Origin of the sequence: Pseudomonas amygdali, assembly GCF_002699855.1 — a bacterium.
Classification (GTDB): Bacteria; Pseudomonadota; Gammaproteobacteria; order Pseudomonadales; family Pseudomonadaceae; genus Aquipseudomonas; species Aquipseudomonas amygdali.
In genome coordinates this window covers 1-16,502 of record NZ_LKBW01000022.1, presented here as the reverse complement: position 1 = coordinate 16,502, position 16,502 = coordinate 1, and the positions used below count along the sequence as shown (strand labels likewise).

General features: G+C 58.5%; 9 protein-coding genes and 1 pseudogene. 4 read left to right on the top strand and 6 right to left on the bottom strand.

Annotated elements, in window-relative coordinates; translation table 11 throughout:
• A partial coding sequence (locus AO277_RS02920) for an NEL-type E3 ubiquitin ligase domain-containing protein (RefSeq protein ID WP_371411863.1) occupies positions 1 to 3,676 on the top strand: 3,676 nt, incomplete at its 5' end.
• A gap of 40 nt (positions 3,677 to 3,716) precedes the next feature.
• Positions 3,717 to 4,844, top strand: coding sequence for a GNAT family N-acetyltransferase (locus AO277_RS02915; protein ID WP_044319520.1), 1,128 nt, complete (start codon positions 3,717 to 3,719; stop codon positions 4,842 to 4,844).
• A 187-nt stretch (positions 4,845 to 5,031) separates the two neighbouring features.
• Here AO277_RS02915 and AO277_RS02905 read toward each other — a convergent pair whose 3' ends face one another.
• From AO277_RS02905 to AO277_RS02890, 4 genes are all read right to left on the bottom strand, one after another.
• Positions 5,032 to 6,864: an ABC transporter ATP-binding protein gene (locus AO277_RS02905; protein WP_044319521.1), complete on the bottom strand. Its 1,833-nt coding sequence runs from the start codon at positions 6,862 to 6,864 to the stop codon at positions 5,032 to 5,034.
• Positions 6,865 to 6,966: 102 nt separating this feature from the next.
• Positions 6,967 to 7,530: a peptidylprolyl isomerase gene (locus AO277_RS02900; RefSeq protein ID WP_044319522.1), complete on the bottom strand. Its 564-nt coding sequence runs from the start codon at positions 7,528 to 7,530 to the stop codon at positions 6,967 to 6,969.
• A gap of 138 nt (positions 7,531 to 7,668) precedes the next feature.
• Positions 7,669 to 8,457, bottom strand: coding sequence for an alpha/beta fold hydrolase (locus AO277_RS02895; RefSeq protein ID WP_044319523.1), 789 nt, complete (start codon positions 8,455 to 8,457; stop codon positions 7,669 to 7,671).
• 13 nt (positions 8,458 to 8,470) lie between these two features.
• Positions 8,471 to 9,394, bottom strand: coding sequence for a LysR family transcriptional regulator (locus tag AO277_RS02890; RefSeq protein ID WP_002554785.1), 924 nt, complete (start codon positions 9,392 to 9,394; stop codon positions 8,471 to 8,473).
• A gap of 67 nt (positions 9,395 to 9,461) precedes the next feature.
• On the opposite strand from AO277_RS02890, the gene AO277_RS02885 reads away from it, so the two are divergent.
• Positions 9,462 to 9,776 carry a hypothetical protein gene (locus AO277_RS02885; RefSeq protein WP_002554784.1) on the top strand — a complete coding sequence of 105 codons (315 nt, stop codon included), beginning with the start codon at positions 9,462 to 9,464 and terminating at the stop codon, positions 9,774 to 9,776.
• 303 nt (positions 9,777 to 10,079) lie between these two features.
• Here the strand turns inward: AO277_RS02885 and AO277_RS02880 are convergent, their stop codons facing one another.
• Entirely contained in the window at positions 10,080 to 14,870 is a 4,791-nt protein-coding gene (locus tag AO277_RS02880) for a M10 family metallopeptidase C-terminal domain-containing protein (RefSeq protein WP_044319524.1), read from the bottom strand.
• A gap of 265 nt (positions 14,871 to 15,135) precedes the next feature.
• Here AO277_RS02880 and AO277_RS02870 point away from each other — a divergent pair, with 265 nt between their 5' ends.
• Positions 15,136 to 16,014, top strand: coding sequence for a carboxylate/amino acid/amine transporter (locus AO277_RS02870; protein WP_005779368.1), 879 nt, complete (start codon positions 15,136 to 15,138; stop codon positions 16,012 to 16,014).
• 1 nt (position 16,015) lies between these two features.
• Here the strand turns inward: AO277_RS02870 and AO277_RS02865 are convergent.
• Positions 16,016 to 16,435 (bottom strand): annotated as a pseudogene (locus AO277_RS02865) (SDR family NAD(P)-dependent oxidoreductase); the annotation flags it as partial.
• Positions 16,436 to 16,502 lie beyond the last annotated feature (67 nt).

The window sequence follows — 16,502 nt, the reverse complement described above, 5'->3', positions numbered from 1 at the left end:
CCGAGTCTGCCCAGGTGGCATGACTCAAACAAAAGGGTCTCCGAGAAACCCGGGGCGGTTCATACTCAAGGCGGCCGGGCTCTTTGTGCCTGTGCTGGGTGAAGTCATGGCCGTGGTTGCTCTCTATCAGATTGTCCGCGAAGCGTTCGTTGCCTACGAAGACTGGACGCACGGGGAAGTGGAAGAGGCCATGCAACATGTTTATAACATCGCCGAAAACGTCGCTCAGACAGTGGTGGTGGGCAGCGTCATTGGCGCGCTCGATCGGCTGGAACCGTCGATGTTTATCGAAAGCCTGGTGCAGAAGAGGGTGGATGGATCGGTTCGTCTTGGAAAGCCGACTGTTGGCGGTTATGCGGATACGGTTACGGTGCCTGACGGTTTGCGTGCCAATCCGCTGGGGCTTTACGAATTCGACAGCAAGACGTGGCTGCCAATGAACGGCAAGCTGTACCGCGTTGAAGCAGACGCAACCGGAAAAAACTGGCGTATCAGGCACCCGCAGGATCAGCACGCCTACTCGCCTAAGCTTGAGCACAACGGGGCCGGTGCCTGGCGTCACGAGTGGGAAAACCCCATGGGCTGGGATGAAGTCACAGCGTTCAGGCGGCTTAATGTGACGTGTGATGCGTTCACCGAAGAAGAGATCTCGCGGGTCTTGAGCATTACGGGCAGCAACGAGGCGTTGTTGCGTCAGATACATGTCGAAAGTCACCCGCTTCCAGCTCTTCTGAGAGATGCCATCCAGCGCATGGAAATCGAGCGGGGCTTGCAAGCCTGCATAGACGCCCTCAAGGCAGAAGAGTCCTCGCCAGTGCCTGTCACTCATATCGAGCCATGGATGAAGCTGCTGGTGTCGTCGCCGCACTGGCACAAGAGCCGAGGGTTGTTAGTGTTAGACGCAGACGGAACCATGATCGACGCCTGGAACGTGGGGGCGCATATGACATTTTCATCGAGTGTCGTGGGCGTGACAGAAGACCTCACGCAGGCGCTCGGCCAATTGCTGGAAGGGCTGACACCCGATGAAGTCAGTCATCTGACGGGAACCAGCGGTGCAGATAAAACTTCGCAGGTTCAAGGTTTCAAACGTTATCTGGCCGACTGTGCGCAACTTCACATGGGGCCGTTGCTTGACGAGGTTTATGCACTGCACAACCGCAGCAGTGAGCCGCTGGTCAAGCTGATTCAACGCGATTTCAGCAGTGTGCCGGACAGCATCGCTTTGGAGCTCATCGAGATGGCGAGCGATGCAGACACCGCACGGATGACCTCGGAAAAACGTATCCCTCTTGAGCTTGCCGAGCATGCTCGTGAGTATCAGCAGCAACTGCGAATAAACAGGGCCATCGAAGGCTTCTACCGACGCTCGTCGGGTAATCCGGACACCTGTGCGACTGGGCTTGGAATGTTGCCGTACACGCCGGGCTGGCGTGGCGACGTTTCAATCCATCTGCTGAAAGACACGCTGGAGGGCGATGAGATCGCGAGCCTTGAAAGTGACCAGACGACTGTCGTGCATCGGGTTCTGATCAGAACCGAAGAGGTATTTCAGCCCTTCAATCAGTTGGGTGAGTCTATAGGTGAGGCTGGTCAGAGCTTTTTCAGTGCTCTGCTGAACGCGCTTCCTGATGACGTGCGTGTCAACATCGAATTGCCAGTGAATGCGGATGAGCAGCACCTGCGCAGTCTTTTGTGTCGTATCGCATCTGACAGACGCGACCGGATAGCGGAAATCCTGCAGTTGCAGCCGATCAATCCTGGCATCAAATGGCCGCAACGACTGCACGATGGCCGTGTGGGTTACCCCCTGAGCGGACGTTTGCGTGGCCTCTTCCGCAGGCTTGGGATTGGTGCGCCCAGCCACTCGCCAGAGCTTGCGGTAAAAAGCCTGTATCCGGATTTTTCCGAGGAGCAGGTTACGACGTTTCTTCAGGCTCTGCGTGCAGAGCACACAGGTTCTGCCTCGCAATTGACGAACTTTGTTCGACAAAGGCTGCAAGGCCTCGCTCAGGAACTGAGCACTTTGCAAACCGGCCTGGACAATTGGGTACTGCAAGCTGAGCCCTCGTCACTGCTTAGACCGAGGGCAATCGCGGCGTTGCGAATTCGCAATTGCTGGAGGCGCCTGAGCGCTCACTGCAGAAACTATCAGGGTGAGTTTTTGGGGTATTCGCTTGATCTGGAGGGTCTACGGATAGGAAACATGCCGCAGGTATTGGCTGACTTCAGTCATGTGGCGGTTTTAAACGCTCGAAACATGCGGCTTACCCATTTACAGGCTGATGTATTACTTAAGCATTTCAGCAACCTGCATTCATTGAGCCTGGATTTCAATGCGCTGCAATCCCTGCCAGAGTCGATAGGGCGGATGACTCGACTCAGAGAGTTGTCACTCAGACACAACCCGTTGGTCTGGACCGACCAGTGCAACGCCGGTTTGCGCAATCTGAGCCGACTGGAAGTTCTGGACCTCAGTTTTTGCTCGCTTGGGCGGAGCACGCGGCTGAGTCCGCTCAACGCACTGCGCATGCTTTTTTTACGTTCTACAGGTATTGAAAGGGTGCCAGAGTGGAACTGGCGCAGTTCTGATCTGATGCTTCTCGACCTTCGTGACAACCATATCTCGGACATAACTACCCAGGCGCTCGCCCTTATTGATCGCTCCCTCAGCGATAATCGTCTGAATATACATTTGAATGGTAATCCGCTGAGTGTGCAGACGCATGAACGGATCAGAGTGCTGCGTGAGCAACGGTATCAGTCCCGTTTGGGTATCAGCCATAACCGCTTGTTGTATCAGGAAACGCCTGCCCTTAAGACCTGGCTTGGCAGTGCGAGTGGTGAGCAACTGGCTGCACGGACAGAGCTTTGGCATAACGTGCAGGACTGTTCCGGTTCTACGGATTTTTTTCAGGTGCTGAGCGACCTGACCACTTCAGCAGACTTTTTCAACGATCGTAAAGCGCTCACGACACGGGTCTGGACGATGATGGAAGCGGCTGCTGAAAATGGGGAGCTGCGTCGGCAATTGTTTGATCTTGCCGCCCATCCTCAAACCTGTGGCGATGGTCTGGCGTTAATATTCGGGGACATGGAAGTTCGCGTTGGGGTGTTCGCGATTACGTCATCCACGCCGGAAGCCGCACGGCCACTGGAGCTGTTCAAGATGACCCGCAGTCTCGACCGTCTCGATGAGGTGGAAAAAATTGCCCGTCGCGATATTGCTCTTCGGATGAAAAGCAATAAAACGGTAGATGAAGCCGAAGTACGACTGGCCTATCGAACGGGTTTGCAGGTACGGCTTGGATTGGCCAGCCGGTCCAGATCCATGCTGTTCAGGACTTTGGCGGGGGTGAGTGACGCCGATCTGGATTCCGCCTACCGCGAGATAATTGCGCGTGAAAGTACTCCTGCGTTTTTCGAATCACTGATTGCCAGGGAGTTCTGGATGGATTATTTGGAAACCCGCTACGCCCACGAGTTTGAGCCGGTGAAGCGCCCTTTTACTGAGCGTCTCGCCGTTCTGGATGAGCTGTCGCCGGACATGCAATCCGATCAACAATACCTTGACCGGGTAAACCAGATCACCAAGGAACGCATGCGTGCGATCAAGGCGTGTGCGATCAAACTTTCCATACAGCTTTCGGACGCTGTGAACGCAGGGCCTCAATAAGGGATACTCTCCATAACGCCTGACAATCCGGGGAATCTGCATGCCCGTTCACGTTATCGACAACCTAAGCACCGTTGCCCCTGCTCAATGGGACGCACTGGTGCCGTGCAATCAGCCGTTCCTGCGGCATGTCTTTCTCAGCGCGCTGGAAGACAGCGGCAGCCTCGGGCCACGCTCCGGTTGGCGTGCCGAACATGTGCTGCACTACGAAAACGATCAACTGGTTGCGGCATTGCCGGCCTACCGGAAGTGGCACTCGTACGGCGAATATGTGTTCGATCACGCCTGGGCAGACGCCTGCCGTCGCGCCGGAATCGCCTATTACCCCAAACTGTTGGTCGCGGTGCCGTTCAGCCCGGTTGGCGGCTCACGCATCCTGTCGGCAACGCCTCAAGGCGGCATGGAGTTGCTCAGCGAGCTGCCGGCCTATCTGCAGAGCGAGGGGCTGTCGAGCGCCCATGTGAATTTCACCGACCCGGCTGCCGATGCCTTGCTTGAATCGCAACCGGGCTGGTTGCAGCGCTTTGGTTGTCAGTTTCATTGGCATAACCGGGGTTACCGCGACTTTCAGGACTTTCTGGACGCATTGAGTTCGCGCAAGCGCAAGCAGATGCGCAAGGAGCGTGAACAGGTGGCGGGGCAGGGCATCGAGTTTGAATGGCTCGAAGGCGCGCAGATGAGCGAAGTGCTGTGGGACTTCGTCTACGCCTGCTATTCCAATACCTACGAAATTCGCGGGCAGGCGCCATACCTGACACGCGAATTTTTCAGTCTGCTGGCCGAGCGTATGCCCGAATCGATCCGCGTGGTCATCGCCTTGCAGGGCTCACGGCCTGTGGCGATGGCTTTCAGCCTGATCGGTGACGATAGTTTCTACGGGCGCTACTGGGGTTGCCTGGCCGAGTTTGACCGACTGCACTTCGAGACCTGTTTCTATCAGGGCATGGACTACGCCATCGCCCATGGTCTGCAACGATTCGATGCCGGCGCTCAAGGTGAGCATAAATTGATTCGTGGCTTCGAACCGCAGATCACCCGGTCATGGCATTACCTGATGCACCCAGGGTTGAAAGACGCGGTCAGTGAGTTTCTCGAGCAGGAACGCGTCGGTGTACTGGCGTATGCCGATGAGGCGAGGAGTGCGTTGCCGTACCGGCAGACGGAGTAGCGGAGGATATGCCTTCCCGCGTGGAGCATCGGCGCGAGACTTGTGACGCGGAGCGTCACGAAATGCATGCCAACGCGGAGCATTGGCACGATAGTCATGGGTATACATGGCAGCGGGTAGATCACTGGCCTCTGAAGATCCTGTGGGAGCGAGCTTGCTCGCGAAGAGGCCAGCAATCTCCCCATACTCAATCCACCCCTACAAACCCACCCGTCTGATGCTGCCACAACCGCGCATACAGCCCGCCGCGGGCCAGCAGTTCGGCGTGGGTGCCGGTTTCGGCGATCTGGCCTTTTTCCAGTACCACCAAGCGATCCATACGGGCGATGGTCGACAGGCGGTGAGCGATGGCGATGACGGTCTTGCCTTGCATCAAGGTTTCCAGGCTTTCCTGAATCGCTGCTTCAACTTCCGAATCAAGTGCCGAGGTGGCTTCATCCATGATCAGGATCGGTGCGTCCTTGAGCAGCACACGGGTGATCGCAATGCGCTGGCGTTGACCACCGGACAGCTTGACGCCGCGCTCTCCCACATGGGCATCAAAACCGGTGCGGCCTTCGGAATCCGACAACTGCGGGATGAACTCTTCGGCACGGGCCTTGCGGATCGATTCCCAGAGCTGTTCGTCAGTGGCGTCAGGATTGCCATACAGCAGGTTTTCGCGAATAGAACGGTGCAGCAGCGACGTGTCCTGAGTGATCATGCCGATCTGCGCACGCAGGCTTTCCTGGGTAATCTCGGAAATATCCTGACCGTCGATCAGGATCCTGCCGCCTTGAACGTCATACATGCGCAGCAGCAGGTTCAGCAGCGTCGACTTGCCGGCGCCTGAAGGCCCGATCAAACCGATTTTCTCGCCCGGTTTGATGTCCAGGTTGAGGTTGTGAATGATCCCGTTGCCATTGCCGTAATGGAAATCAACGCCATCGAACCGGACGCCGCCGTTTTCGATCTTCAGCGGCAGCGCGCCGGGCTGGTCATTCACCGTGACAGGCTGCGAGATGCTCTCCAGGCCGTCCTGCACGGTGCCGATGTTCTCGAAAATGCCATTGACCACCCACATGATCCAGCCGGACATGTTGACGATACGAATCACCAGGCCAGTGGCCAGCGCGATGGCCCCCACCGAGATCATCGACTGGGTCCACAACCACAGGGCCAGCCCGGTTGTGGTGACAATCAGCACGCCGTTCATGGTGGTGATGGTGGTGTCCATCGATGTGACGACACGACCAGCCAGCTGGCTTTTCTCGGTCTGGTCACGCATCGCTTCACGCGCATATTGCTGCTCATGATTGGTGTGCGCGAACAGTTTCAATGTGGTGATGTTGGTGTAGCCGTCGACTATCCGGCCCATGAGCCTGGAGCGCGCATCGGACGACTCCACCGAGCGCTGCTTGACCCTGGGGACGAAGTACATCAGCGAGAGTATGAACGCCACGATCCAGGTGCCCAGCGGGATCATCAGGCGCCAGTCGGCCTCGGCGAACAGCACCATGGCGCTGATCGCGTAGATCAGTACGTGCCACAGCGCATCCACCGATTGCACCGCCGAGTCGCGCAGCGAATTGCCGGTCTGCATGATGCGCTGGGCGATACGCCCGGCGAAATCGTTCTGGAAGAAGTTGACGCTCTGTTTGAGCACGTAGCTGTGGTTTTGCCAACGAATCAGGTTGGTCATGCCGGGGCTGATGGTCTGATGCACCAGCAGGTCGTGCAGGCCGACGAAGATCGGGCGCAGCAGCAGGGCCACCACCACCATCCAGATCAGTTCCGGGCCATGAACGCTGAAAAAATCCTTGGGCGGCGTGGTTTGCGCCAGGTCGATGATGCGGCTCAGGTAGTTGAACAGCGACACCTCGATCAGCGCCCCGATCAGTCCCACGACCAGAAGCGCGAGAAACGTCGGCCATACCTGACGCAGGTAATACATGTAAAACGCGAAGACGGTGTTGGGAGGGGCAGGGGTAGGGGCGTCTTTGAAGATATCGATCAGTTTTTCAAAACGACGATAAAGCATTGGCTATCACACCCACGCGACGTGGGTTCTCCTTGATAAGTGGAGGCTCTCCCGTCCAGCCCGCACAAAGCCCGAAGGCTTTATGCGGTGCAGGTTTCCTGCTTAGTCGACGCGTTTGGCGGACTTGATCAGGATCGGGTCGATTGGCACGTTTTGCATGCCTTTCGAAGTAGTGGTGCGGGCGTTGACGATGTTGTCGACCACGTCCATACCCTTGACGACTTTACCGAACACCGCGTAACCGAAGTCACGTGTGCCGTTGTCGAGCATGGCATTGTCGTTGGTGTTGATGAAGAATTGACTGGTAGCCGAGTTAATGTCCGAAGTACGGGCCATGGCAATGGTCCCACGCACGTTGTGCAAACCGTTCTGTGCTTCGTTCTTGATCGGGTCCTTGGTCGGCTTCTGAACCAGTTGCTGGGTGAAACCGCCACCTTGCACCATGAAGCCCGGAATCACACGGTGAAAAATGGTGTTGCTGTAGAAGCCGCTGTCGACGTAACCCAGAAAGTTCTGGGTGCTGACCGGTGCCTTGGTGTCTGCGAGTTCGATTTCAATCTGGCCGAAGCTGGTATCGAGTACCACGTGCGTGGCTTTATCCGGAGCAGCCATCAGGTTGGCGGCGAACAATACGGAGCAGGCGGTGAGGGCGATTTTTTTCAGCATGTGGCAACAGGTCCTTCGGTAAGAGATATCGACTGTGGCCGACAAGGTAACCACGTTTGGCGTTCTTTGCCCAGCGTGTTAGAGGGTTTGCGCGGCTTCATGCCATCAGCCAGCGCACCTATGGGCTGCACAAGGTTTTCAGACTCCGATGCTGGCCATGAATTCCAGCAGCGTGCGATTGAATTGCTCGGGCTGGTCGAGTGGCGTGGCATGCCGGGAGTCTTTGATGACCAGCAGCCGCGCATTGGGCAGGCGTTTGACGTAAGCCTCCTTGAGCGAGACCGGTGTGTAATCGTGTTCGGCTGCGATGATCAGCGTCGGGCAGGTAATGCGCCCCAGTTTGTTTTCCACGCCCCAGCCGACAATGGCATCGAAACTGGCCAGATAGGCGCGCTTGTCGTTCTTGCCCCAACGCTCGGCCATCTTGCGCCGCAGGTCGGCCTGCTCCGGCTTTGGAAACAACAGCTTGCCCAGCGCCTCGCCCAGAGTAGGCATGCTGACGATGCGTGACAGGGTCCAGCGTCTGGCCAATTGCCAAAGGTCGCCTGCGCTTCTGACCTTGACCTGTGGCGCGCTGTTGACGATGCACAGGCTCTTGAGCAGGTGCGGTTGATCGACCGCCAACTGAAAGCCGATCATCCCGCCCATCGACAGGCCGATCAGGTGTACCGGACCCAGACGAAGGTGTTCGATCAACGCCTCCACGTCATTGCTCATGGCCTGAATGCTGTAGCGCCCGTAGGGTTTGTCCGAGCGACCATGGCCACGCATGTCCATGACGATGACGCGGTATTGACTGGCCAGTGCCGGGATCTGATATTCCCAGTCCTGACAACTGCAACCCAGGCCATGTAACAACAGGACGGGTTCGCCCAGACCGTACTCTTCATAGTGCAGCGAACAGTCGTCGTGTTCGAAAAAAGCCATGTGCCTACTCCTGTCAGGCGTGTTGGGGAGCAGTGAGTGCCGTGGTCAGTGGTGCGGTGTCGAACGTGCGGATCAGATCGATGAGAATTTGCGTGGCCGGGCCCAGCGACCTGTCCTTGCTGGAGTAAAGATAGAAGGTCGGGTTGCGGCTGCCGCCCTTGTCCAGGCGCAGCGGCTTGAGCAGCCCCTCGCGCAGTTCACGCTCGATCATGTGGCGAGGCAGCCAGGCGAAACCCAGGCCATTGCTGACGAAGGTGGCGGCTGTACCGAGGCTGCCGACCGTCCAGCGCTGCTCTGCGCCCAGCCAGCCGAAATCCCGCGGTTGCTGTCTGCCTGAGTCGCGAATCACCACCTGCAGCTGACTTTCCAGGTCCTGAAAGGTCAGTTCGCGATTGGCCTGGTGCAGGGCGTGGTCCGGATGAGCGACGGCGACGAACTCGACGGAGCTCATCTCGGTGCCCAGATGCCCGGCAATGCTGTAGCCGCTGATGGCCAGGTCCGCGACGCCTTCCAGCAACACCTCCTCGACACCCGAAAGCACTTCTTCACGCAACCGCACCCGGCAGCCTCGGCTTTGCGGCATGAACGCGGTCAACGCCCTGACCAGGCGTGCCGAAGGATAGGCCGCATCAATCACCAGCCGCACTTCTGCCTCCCAGCCCTGTTCCATATGGTGGGCGAGGTCTTCCAGTTGGCTGGCCTGTTTGACCAGTTGCCGTGAACGGCGCAGCAGTACGCCACCGGCGTCGGTCAGCACAGCCTTGCGTCCGTCAATGCGTAACAGCGGCACGCCGAGTTGTTCCTGCATGCGCGCCACGGTGTAACTCACCGATGACTGCGACCTGTGCAGCGCCTCGGCGGCCTGAGCAAAGCCACCGTGGTCGACTACGGCTTGTAATGTGCGCCACTGGTCGAGAGTCACGCGGGGCGCTTTCATGCTGTAATTCCTCTTAATGTGCTGGCTATTTGTTCTACTCTGACAATCCCGCTTCGGAGATCGCCGAATGAATCGACTGTGCTGTGTACTGCTGGTCATGTTGCCTGTGACGGCTTTTGCGTACCCCATCGAGGTCGAAAAGCAGTATCAGGGCGTGAAGATCGATTACGTGACGCACGACGTTTATCACAACATCGGGTCAATCACCGTCAGCAACTACGGGGATGTAGACGCCAAATGTTCGGTGGTGTTCGTCAACGGGCCAGAGGCGCCGCGAACCCGGCGTATGCAGGTTGGCGCAGGTCAGAGTGTCGACGCTTCATCCACGTTCAATCGCAGCATCATCAAGTTGCGAATCAGGCTCACCTGCCAGCCAGCCTGAGAGTAGAGCGCTCTTATGGATAAAACAAATTTATGGATGGGTTAGGCGAGGGGCTTGAAGTTTTTAATCGATAAATCGATTTTATAACGGGGTCCCCCGTTGCGTTATACGCAATTGTGGCCGAAGACTGTGGGAGCGAACTTGTTCGCGAAAGGGCCGGTATGATCGCCGAAAATGCATCGGCTGAAATACCGTCTTCGCGAACAGGCGAAGCGTCGCCGCTTCGCTCCCACGTCCTTGGGGCAGAAGCCTGAAAGCTCCTTGTTCCGGGCTTTCAGGACTTGTGCAATACGCTGGGCACAATCAGACCATGATATCGGCCGCTTGCAGACTCTGCACGCCAGTCAGCTGGATTTCAAAGTCCGCCCCGATGTTGTCATCGAGATTGCCGTACAGCACCCCATCGGCGAAGCGAAGCTCGCCGGTGTTGTTGGCGCTGAACGCCGCGTTGCCAATGAACACGAACGCATCGGGTCGGGCATCGAAGCCTGTGAAGTCCAGCTTGTCGCCTTCGGCTGCCTTGAAGCCGTTTATGATGTCGCGCAGGCCGCCCAGGCCTGTCTCGTTGCTGTTGTTGAACACGTAACGGTCTGCACCGGTGCCGCCAATCAGCGTATCAGCGCCTGACCCGCCGATCAGTACGTCGTCACCCGCGCCGCCGGACAAGGTGTCATTGCCACTGCCGCCGTTCAGGACGTTGGCGTTTTTGTTGCCGGTCAACGTGTCGGCAAACTGGCTGCCAGTCAGGTTCTCTGTACCCTTGAGCGTGTCCAACCCGGAGCCGCCGGTGGCCTGTTGAGCGCTGGTGTTCAGCGCAACCGTAACGCCTGCCGTGGCAAACAGATAAGACACCGTGTCATTGCCGTCACGACCGTCCATGACGTTGTCGCCAGCGCCTGCGTAGATCAGGTTATCAAGGGTATTGCCGGTTGCGTTCGCCGCCCCTGTGCCGGTGATGACGATGTTTTCCAGGTTGGCCCCCAGCGTGTAGCTGGCCAGCGAACTGAGCACCGTGTCGATGCCGCCTACCTGCTGATCTGCGTTGGTCTCGACCACTCGGTCGGCTGCATCGTCAACGTAATAACTGTCCGATCCGTCGCCGCCGGTCAGCAGGTCGGCACCCGCTGCGCCGTCGAGAACATTGTTGCTGGCATCGCCGGTGATGACGTTTTTCAGCGCATTGCCGGTGCCGTTGATGGCAGATACGCCGGTAAGCAGCAGGTTTTCCACGTTCGCCCCCAACTGCCAACTGACGGAAGACACCACGGTATCAACCTGCGATGGCGAATCATTGCTCTCGGTGACGGTATCGAGTGCGTTATCGACTACATAGATGTCGTTGCCGTCCCCGCCGGTCATGTCATCTGCGCCCTGATCGCCATCCAGCACGTCATTGCCGGCGCTGCCCACCAATGTGTCGTCGTCACTGGTGCCGAAGATGTTGCCGCCTTCATTCTGGCCACTCTCGAAAATGGCGGTCGGGTCGTTGTTGTCGCTGGCATCGCCACGAAAACCCAGGTCATCGGCAATGAAGTCGGCCAGGCGCTGACCGACGATTTCGGCGGACTCTTCGTGCAGGTGCCAGACGTCATCGGGGTAGACCAGCGGGTTGACCTCGTAACGCAACGGCAGGTCGGTGTAGTCAACTGCCAGCTTGACGTCGGCACGCTCATTGGCGATGGCTTCCTGAGCGTTTCTGACGTATCCGGCACCCTCGACAATAGCGTTGATCTTTTCTTCGGTGTAGCCACGTGCCTTGGCCGCCTCGGTCTGATAGTGGCCGGTTTCGGCCATGTACACGGTGAAGTCGCCTATCTGCGCGTGCAGGTAATCGAACACCTTCAGGGTCGAGGCTTTGTACAGGTCGGCTGCAGCCTGCTTGTCCGTGGCGCGGGCTATTTCCTGCGCGGCTTCTTCACCCTGACCCCAGATAATCCCGGTGGTCACTTTGTCGATAGCCGTTAGTGACGTCAGTTGCGACTTGAGCAGTTCGGTTGCACGCAGCAGCGCAGGGCCTGGCTGATCGGTATCCACCAGCCACCACGAAACACGCTGTTCTTCCTGCGTGCCGGTCGAATAGCCGACCACGGTGCTGCCGCCTACGGCAAGGTCGATGCCATCACCGTTGGCGTCGGTGAACTGGCTGCGCACGTCATAATCGGTGTAACGGGCCAGGTCCTTGACCATTTCCGAGGTGCCGGACTGATTGTCGTCTTCGGTCATGCGCAGCAGGCGTGCGTTGGACTGGCCAAGCATCGGCAGATAGAGAATCTCCTGAGCCTCGCGCTGGCCGAACACGAAGTCCGCATCGGTCAGGGTGTCGATCAGGTTGCCGCTCAGGGCGATTTCGAAGCGATTGCCGTCGGCATCCGGCGTGGCGGATTTGACATAGGTCTTGTCGCCGGCTTCGTTGAGGGTCATGTACAAGGTGTGATCTTCACCGTTGCCCAGCCCCAGGAAACCCAGAGCAGAGACGTCTATTTTGTCCTGGCCGGGGGTGAAGTCATAGATTGTGTCGGTGGCCGTCAGCCCGCCAGCATCGTAATCGCGGTAGCTGTCGGTGAGTGTGCTGTAGACGAACGTGTCGGCACCGTCTCCACCGTACAATGCGTCGCGGCCAGCGCCACCGTTGATGATGTCGGCACCGGTATCGCCACGCAGCGTATCGTCGCCACCCAGCCCGAGAATGGTGTCGTCACCTTCGGTGCCATACAGCGCTTCCGCATTTTCGGTGCCGGTGAGGGTCCCCGGCGTCACGTTGCCCACATTGATGGCAAAACTGTCGGCCACCGAAGCGCCGGTGGCGTCGCTCGCGGTCAGCAATACCGAATAAAGCCCGGATGCCGTGCCGCCCGGTGTGCCGCTGAAGGTCAGGGTCTTACTGTCGAACTTCAACCAATCGGGCAGGGCGCTGTTATCGGCCAGAGTCGCACTGTAGGTCAGCGTGTTGCTGTCCGGGTCGCTGAAGCTGCCCGGCTGTACTGCGTAGGAGAACGCTTTCAGCTCGGTGACGTTCTGGTCCATCAGCGGCGTATTGAGCACTGGCGCCTGATTGGCGGCTGAGGCTGTAGAGAAGATGAAGCTGGACGCGCTCAGTTTGTCGGCCAGATTGCCTTGCAAGGCGATCTCGAAGCGATTGCCTGTGCTGTCGACCGCATCGGTCTTGATGTAGGTCTTGCTGCCGTCGGCATTGACGGACAGGTAAATGGTGTTGGCGCTGCCATCGCCCAGGCCGCGCAGGCCGATGCTGGACAGATCGATGCGGTCTTCGGCAGGGTTGAAGTCGGTGATCGTGTCGCTCTGCTTGGTGCCGCTGGCGTTGTAATTGCGGTAGCTGTCCAGGCGCGAGTTGTAGATGAACAGGTCCGCGCCCGCGCCACCGGTCAGAATATCGGCATCAGCCCCGCCATTGATGAGATCTGCACCGGCACCGCCATTGATGCGGTCTGTACCGGCGTTGCCGTTCATCACGTCGTTGCCGTCAGTGCCGGTCAGGGTATCGCCGCCCGCAGTGCCTTCGATGACCCGCTGGAAGATGAAATGGCTGGCACTGAGCGTGTCTTTCAGGTTGCCGCTCAGGCCCAGCTCGAATCGGTTGCCGCTGGCATCGGCGTCGAGTGATTTGACGTAAGTGCGGTCCAGCGTGGCGTTGTAGCTGATGTTCAGAGTACCGCCCTTGCCGCTGCCCAGCCCGGTGAAGCCCAGGTTGCTCAGGTCGATGCGGTCCTGGCTGATATCGAAGTCGGTGACCAGATCGGTGGAACTGGTGGTCGCTGTACGGTAGCTGTCGGTCAACTGATCGAAGCGAAAAGTATCGGCACCCGCGCCGCCGACCAGAATATCGTCGCCCGCAGCGCCGTTGAGCGTGTCCTTGCCAGCCAGCCCGAGAATCATTTCATTGGCGGCGCCGCCGGTGATCGCATCGTTGGCGTCGGTACCCTGCACGGTGACCAGCGGAAAAGAATCACCGGCAAAGCTGCCGTCACCATAAACCAGCGTCAGGCCTTTGCTGGTGTGGCTGATGGTGTTGCCCACGATGCTGTTGCGATCGGTGCCATCTTCGTTGCGCTCGGCAACGCCGTAGGTGGAGTTGTCGCTGCCGGTGATCAGGTTGCCGCGGATCAGGTTGTCGCTGCCGTTGAAATACTTGCCGGAAACGCCTGAAGTGTCGTCGTAAGACTGGATGATAATCTCCGGCACCGGGGCGCCGAGGGAGTTGTTGCTCAGGGTGTTATCAAACACATCCACCCCGGAACTGCCGTAGATGCGCACACCGGCACTGCCGTTGTCGTGAATGTCCAGGCCACTGACAGAGACCTGACTGGACAGCTTGATCAGCACGCCTTCAGCACCGTTGCCATAGACCGCGCCGCCGGTGATGGTGATATTGGCAGGCGAGGGGATGTTTTCACTGCCGCGCTGCACCACGATGCCGGTGCTGCCATTGCCATAGGCAACGTTGTTGCTCAGGGTGAAGTCGTGGGTGCTGGTGACCACGTTGAAGCCGTGACGATCGTTGTCGTACGCAACGTTGTTTTCAAACACGCTGTCGCTCAGGTAATCGGCCACGAAGCCGTCCAGGCCGTTGCCATGGGATACGCAGTTTTTGATCACCATGTTGACGGTCTGCTCGTGCGGGTCGAAGCCGTAGCCCGAGCAGTCCTTGATCTCGACGCTGTCGAGCGTAACGTTCGAATCCTTGCCGTCAGAACCTGGAATGTAGCCGTTGAACCAGCCGTCCACCTTGCCGGTGGTGGCGTCCCGGTTACCGTCCAGCGTCAGGTTCTTCATGCCGAAGTCGTGGGTTTCTTCGCCGTAGGCGGAACGCACGATGCCGGTGACCTTGGTGTCCGAGCCATCCGCCAGCTTGATGACTGTCTCGCCCATGCCCGCGCCCGATAGGGTCACGTTGCTTTTGAGCATCAGGCAGCCGTCGGAAGGCTCCTCGCCACCGGACACAATGTAGGTCCCGGCTGCCAGCACAACTTCTCCACCGCCAGCCGCTGCAGCTGCATCAATAGTGGCCTGAATGGCTGCTGTATCGTCCGTGACGCCGTCGCCCACTGCACCAAAGTCTTTTGTGTTGAATATCATGGTGTTACTCCGGGCGACGAGGATTTTAGGTGATGAAGTCAATATTGCAGCGCCCCGGAGTAAGACCCTCCATTAAGGAAAAGTTGCGTGATATAGGCTATATTTTCGCCGAAACCGACGATATGTGCGTCAAACATACGACTGTCATATTTGTGACGGGTAACGCGGGGCGCGGCGATGGGTTGGCGTCAAAAAGCGGCGGCCGTCGAGTGGACAGTGAGTGACGCAGCCGCTATGGTCGCGCCCTTCAAAAATGGGGGCAGGCATGGGTTATCTACTTATCGTCACACTGATTCAGGCGTTTTCGTTCAGCCTGATCGGTGTCTATCTGGCCGGGCACGTCGACAGCTATTTCGCGGTGCTGATCCGCGTGGTGCTCGCCGGTCTGGTATTCATCCCGCTGACCCGCTGGCGTCAGGTCGAACCGCGATTCATGCGTGGCATGCTGCTGATCGGCGCGCTGCAATTTGGCGTCACGTATGTCTGTCTGTACCTGAGTTTCAGGGTGCTGACCGTGCCCGAAGTATTGCTGTTTACCATCCTCACGCCACTGCACGTGACGCTGATCGAAGACGCGCTGAACCGGCGATTCAATCCTTGGGCCTTGCTGGCGGCGATGGTCGCTGTGCTGGGTGCGGGCGTGATTCGTTACGACGGTCTGGACGGCGACTTCCTCGGCGGTTTTCTGCTGCTGCAACTGGCCAACTTCACCTACGCTGCCGGGCAGGTGCTGTACAAGCATCTGGTGGCGCGCCACCCGAGCGATCTGCCGCATTACCGACGTTTCGGTTATTTCTACCTCGGTGCACTGGCGGTGGTATTGCCCGCGTTCCTGATGTTCGGCAACCCGCAACACCTGCCCGAAGCGCCGACCCAGTGGATCGTACTGCTATTCCTCGGCCTGTGTTCGACGGCGCTGGGCATGTATTGGTGGAATAAAGGTGCGTGCATGGTCAACGGCGGCACCCTGGCGGTGATGAATAACCTGCATGTGCCGCTGGGGCTGTTGATCAATCTGCTGATCTGGAACCAGCATGAGGACTTCACCCGCCTGCTGATCGGCGGCGGGGTGATCGTGGCGTCGGTGTGGATCAGTCGCCTGGGCGTGCGGCGCGTGCCGGAGAGCGTTTCCGGCACACGTTGAGTCAGACGTGCTGGCCGCCGTTGACGTGAATCTCCGCACCGTTCACGTAGGACGCGCCAGCCGTGCACAGGAAGTAGATCAGCGAAGCGACTTCCTCGGGCTTGCCCAGCCGGTGCATCGGCACCAGCCGCTCGACAATCTCGGCGGTGCCGGGTGACAGAATCGACGTATCGATTTCACCCGGCGCAATGGCATTGACCCGTATCCCGTGCGGGCCGAAATCGAAAGCCATTTCCCGGGTCAGCGCCGACAGTGCCGCCTTGGACGTGGCATAGGCGACCCCGGCAAAAGGGTGAACCTTCGAGCCGGCAATCGAGGTGACATTGATGATGCTGCCCTTGGCCGCTTTCAACTCGTCAAACAGCCCGCGAGCCAGTAGCGCCGTGGAGAACAGGTTGACATTGAACACCTTGATCCAGGTGCGAGACTGTCAGAAATTTTGTGTTCGGGCATAACATGTAGCTAGAGGTGCATGTATGCCGACCAAA

Excerpts from the sequence above, each read along its gene's own strand:
- AO277_RS02885 (WP_002554784.1), top strand. The coding sequence starts at position 9,462 with ATGAATCGACTGTGCTGTGTACTGCTGGTCATGTTGCCTGTGACGGCT.
- AO277_RS02880 (WP_044319524.1), bottom strand. The coding sequence starts at position 14,870 with ATGATATTCAACACAAAAGACTTTGGTGCAGTGGGCGACGGCGTCACG.
- AO277_RS02900 (WP_044319522.1), bottom strand. The coding sequence starts at position 7,530 with ATGCTGAAAAAAATCGCCCTCACCGCCTGCTCCGTATTGTTCGCCGCC.
- AO277_RS02895 (WP_044319523.1), bottom strand. The coding sequence starts at position 8,457 with ATGGCTTTTTTCGAACACGACGACTGTTCGCTGCACTATGAAGAGTAC.
- AO277_RS02915 (WP_044319520.1), top strand. The coding sequence starts at position 3,717 with ATGCCCGTTCACGTTATCGACAACCTAAGCACCGTTGCCCCTGCTCAA.
- AO277_RS02905 (WP_044319521.1), bottom strand. The coding sequence starts at position 6,864 with ATGCTTTATCGTCGTTTTGAAAAACTGATCGATATCTTCAAAGACGCC.
- AO277_RS02870 (WP_005779368.1), top strand. The coding sequence starts at position 15,136 with ATGGGTTATCTACTTATCGTCACACTGATTCAGGCGTTTTCGTTCAGC.
- AO277_RS02890 (WP_002554785.1), bottom strand. The coding sequence starts at position 9,394 with ATGAAAGCGCCCCGCGTGACTCTCGACCAGTGGCGCACATTACAAGCC.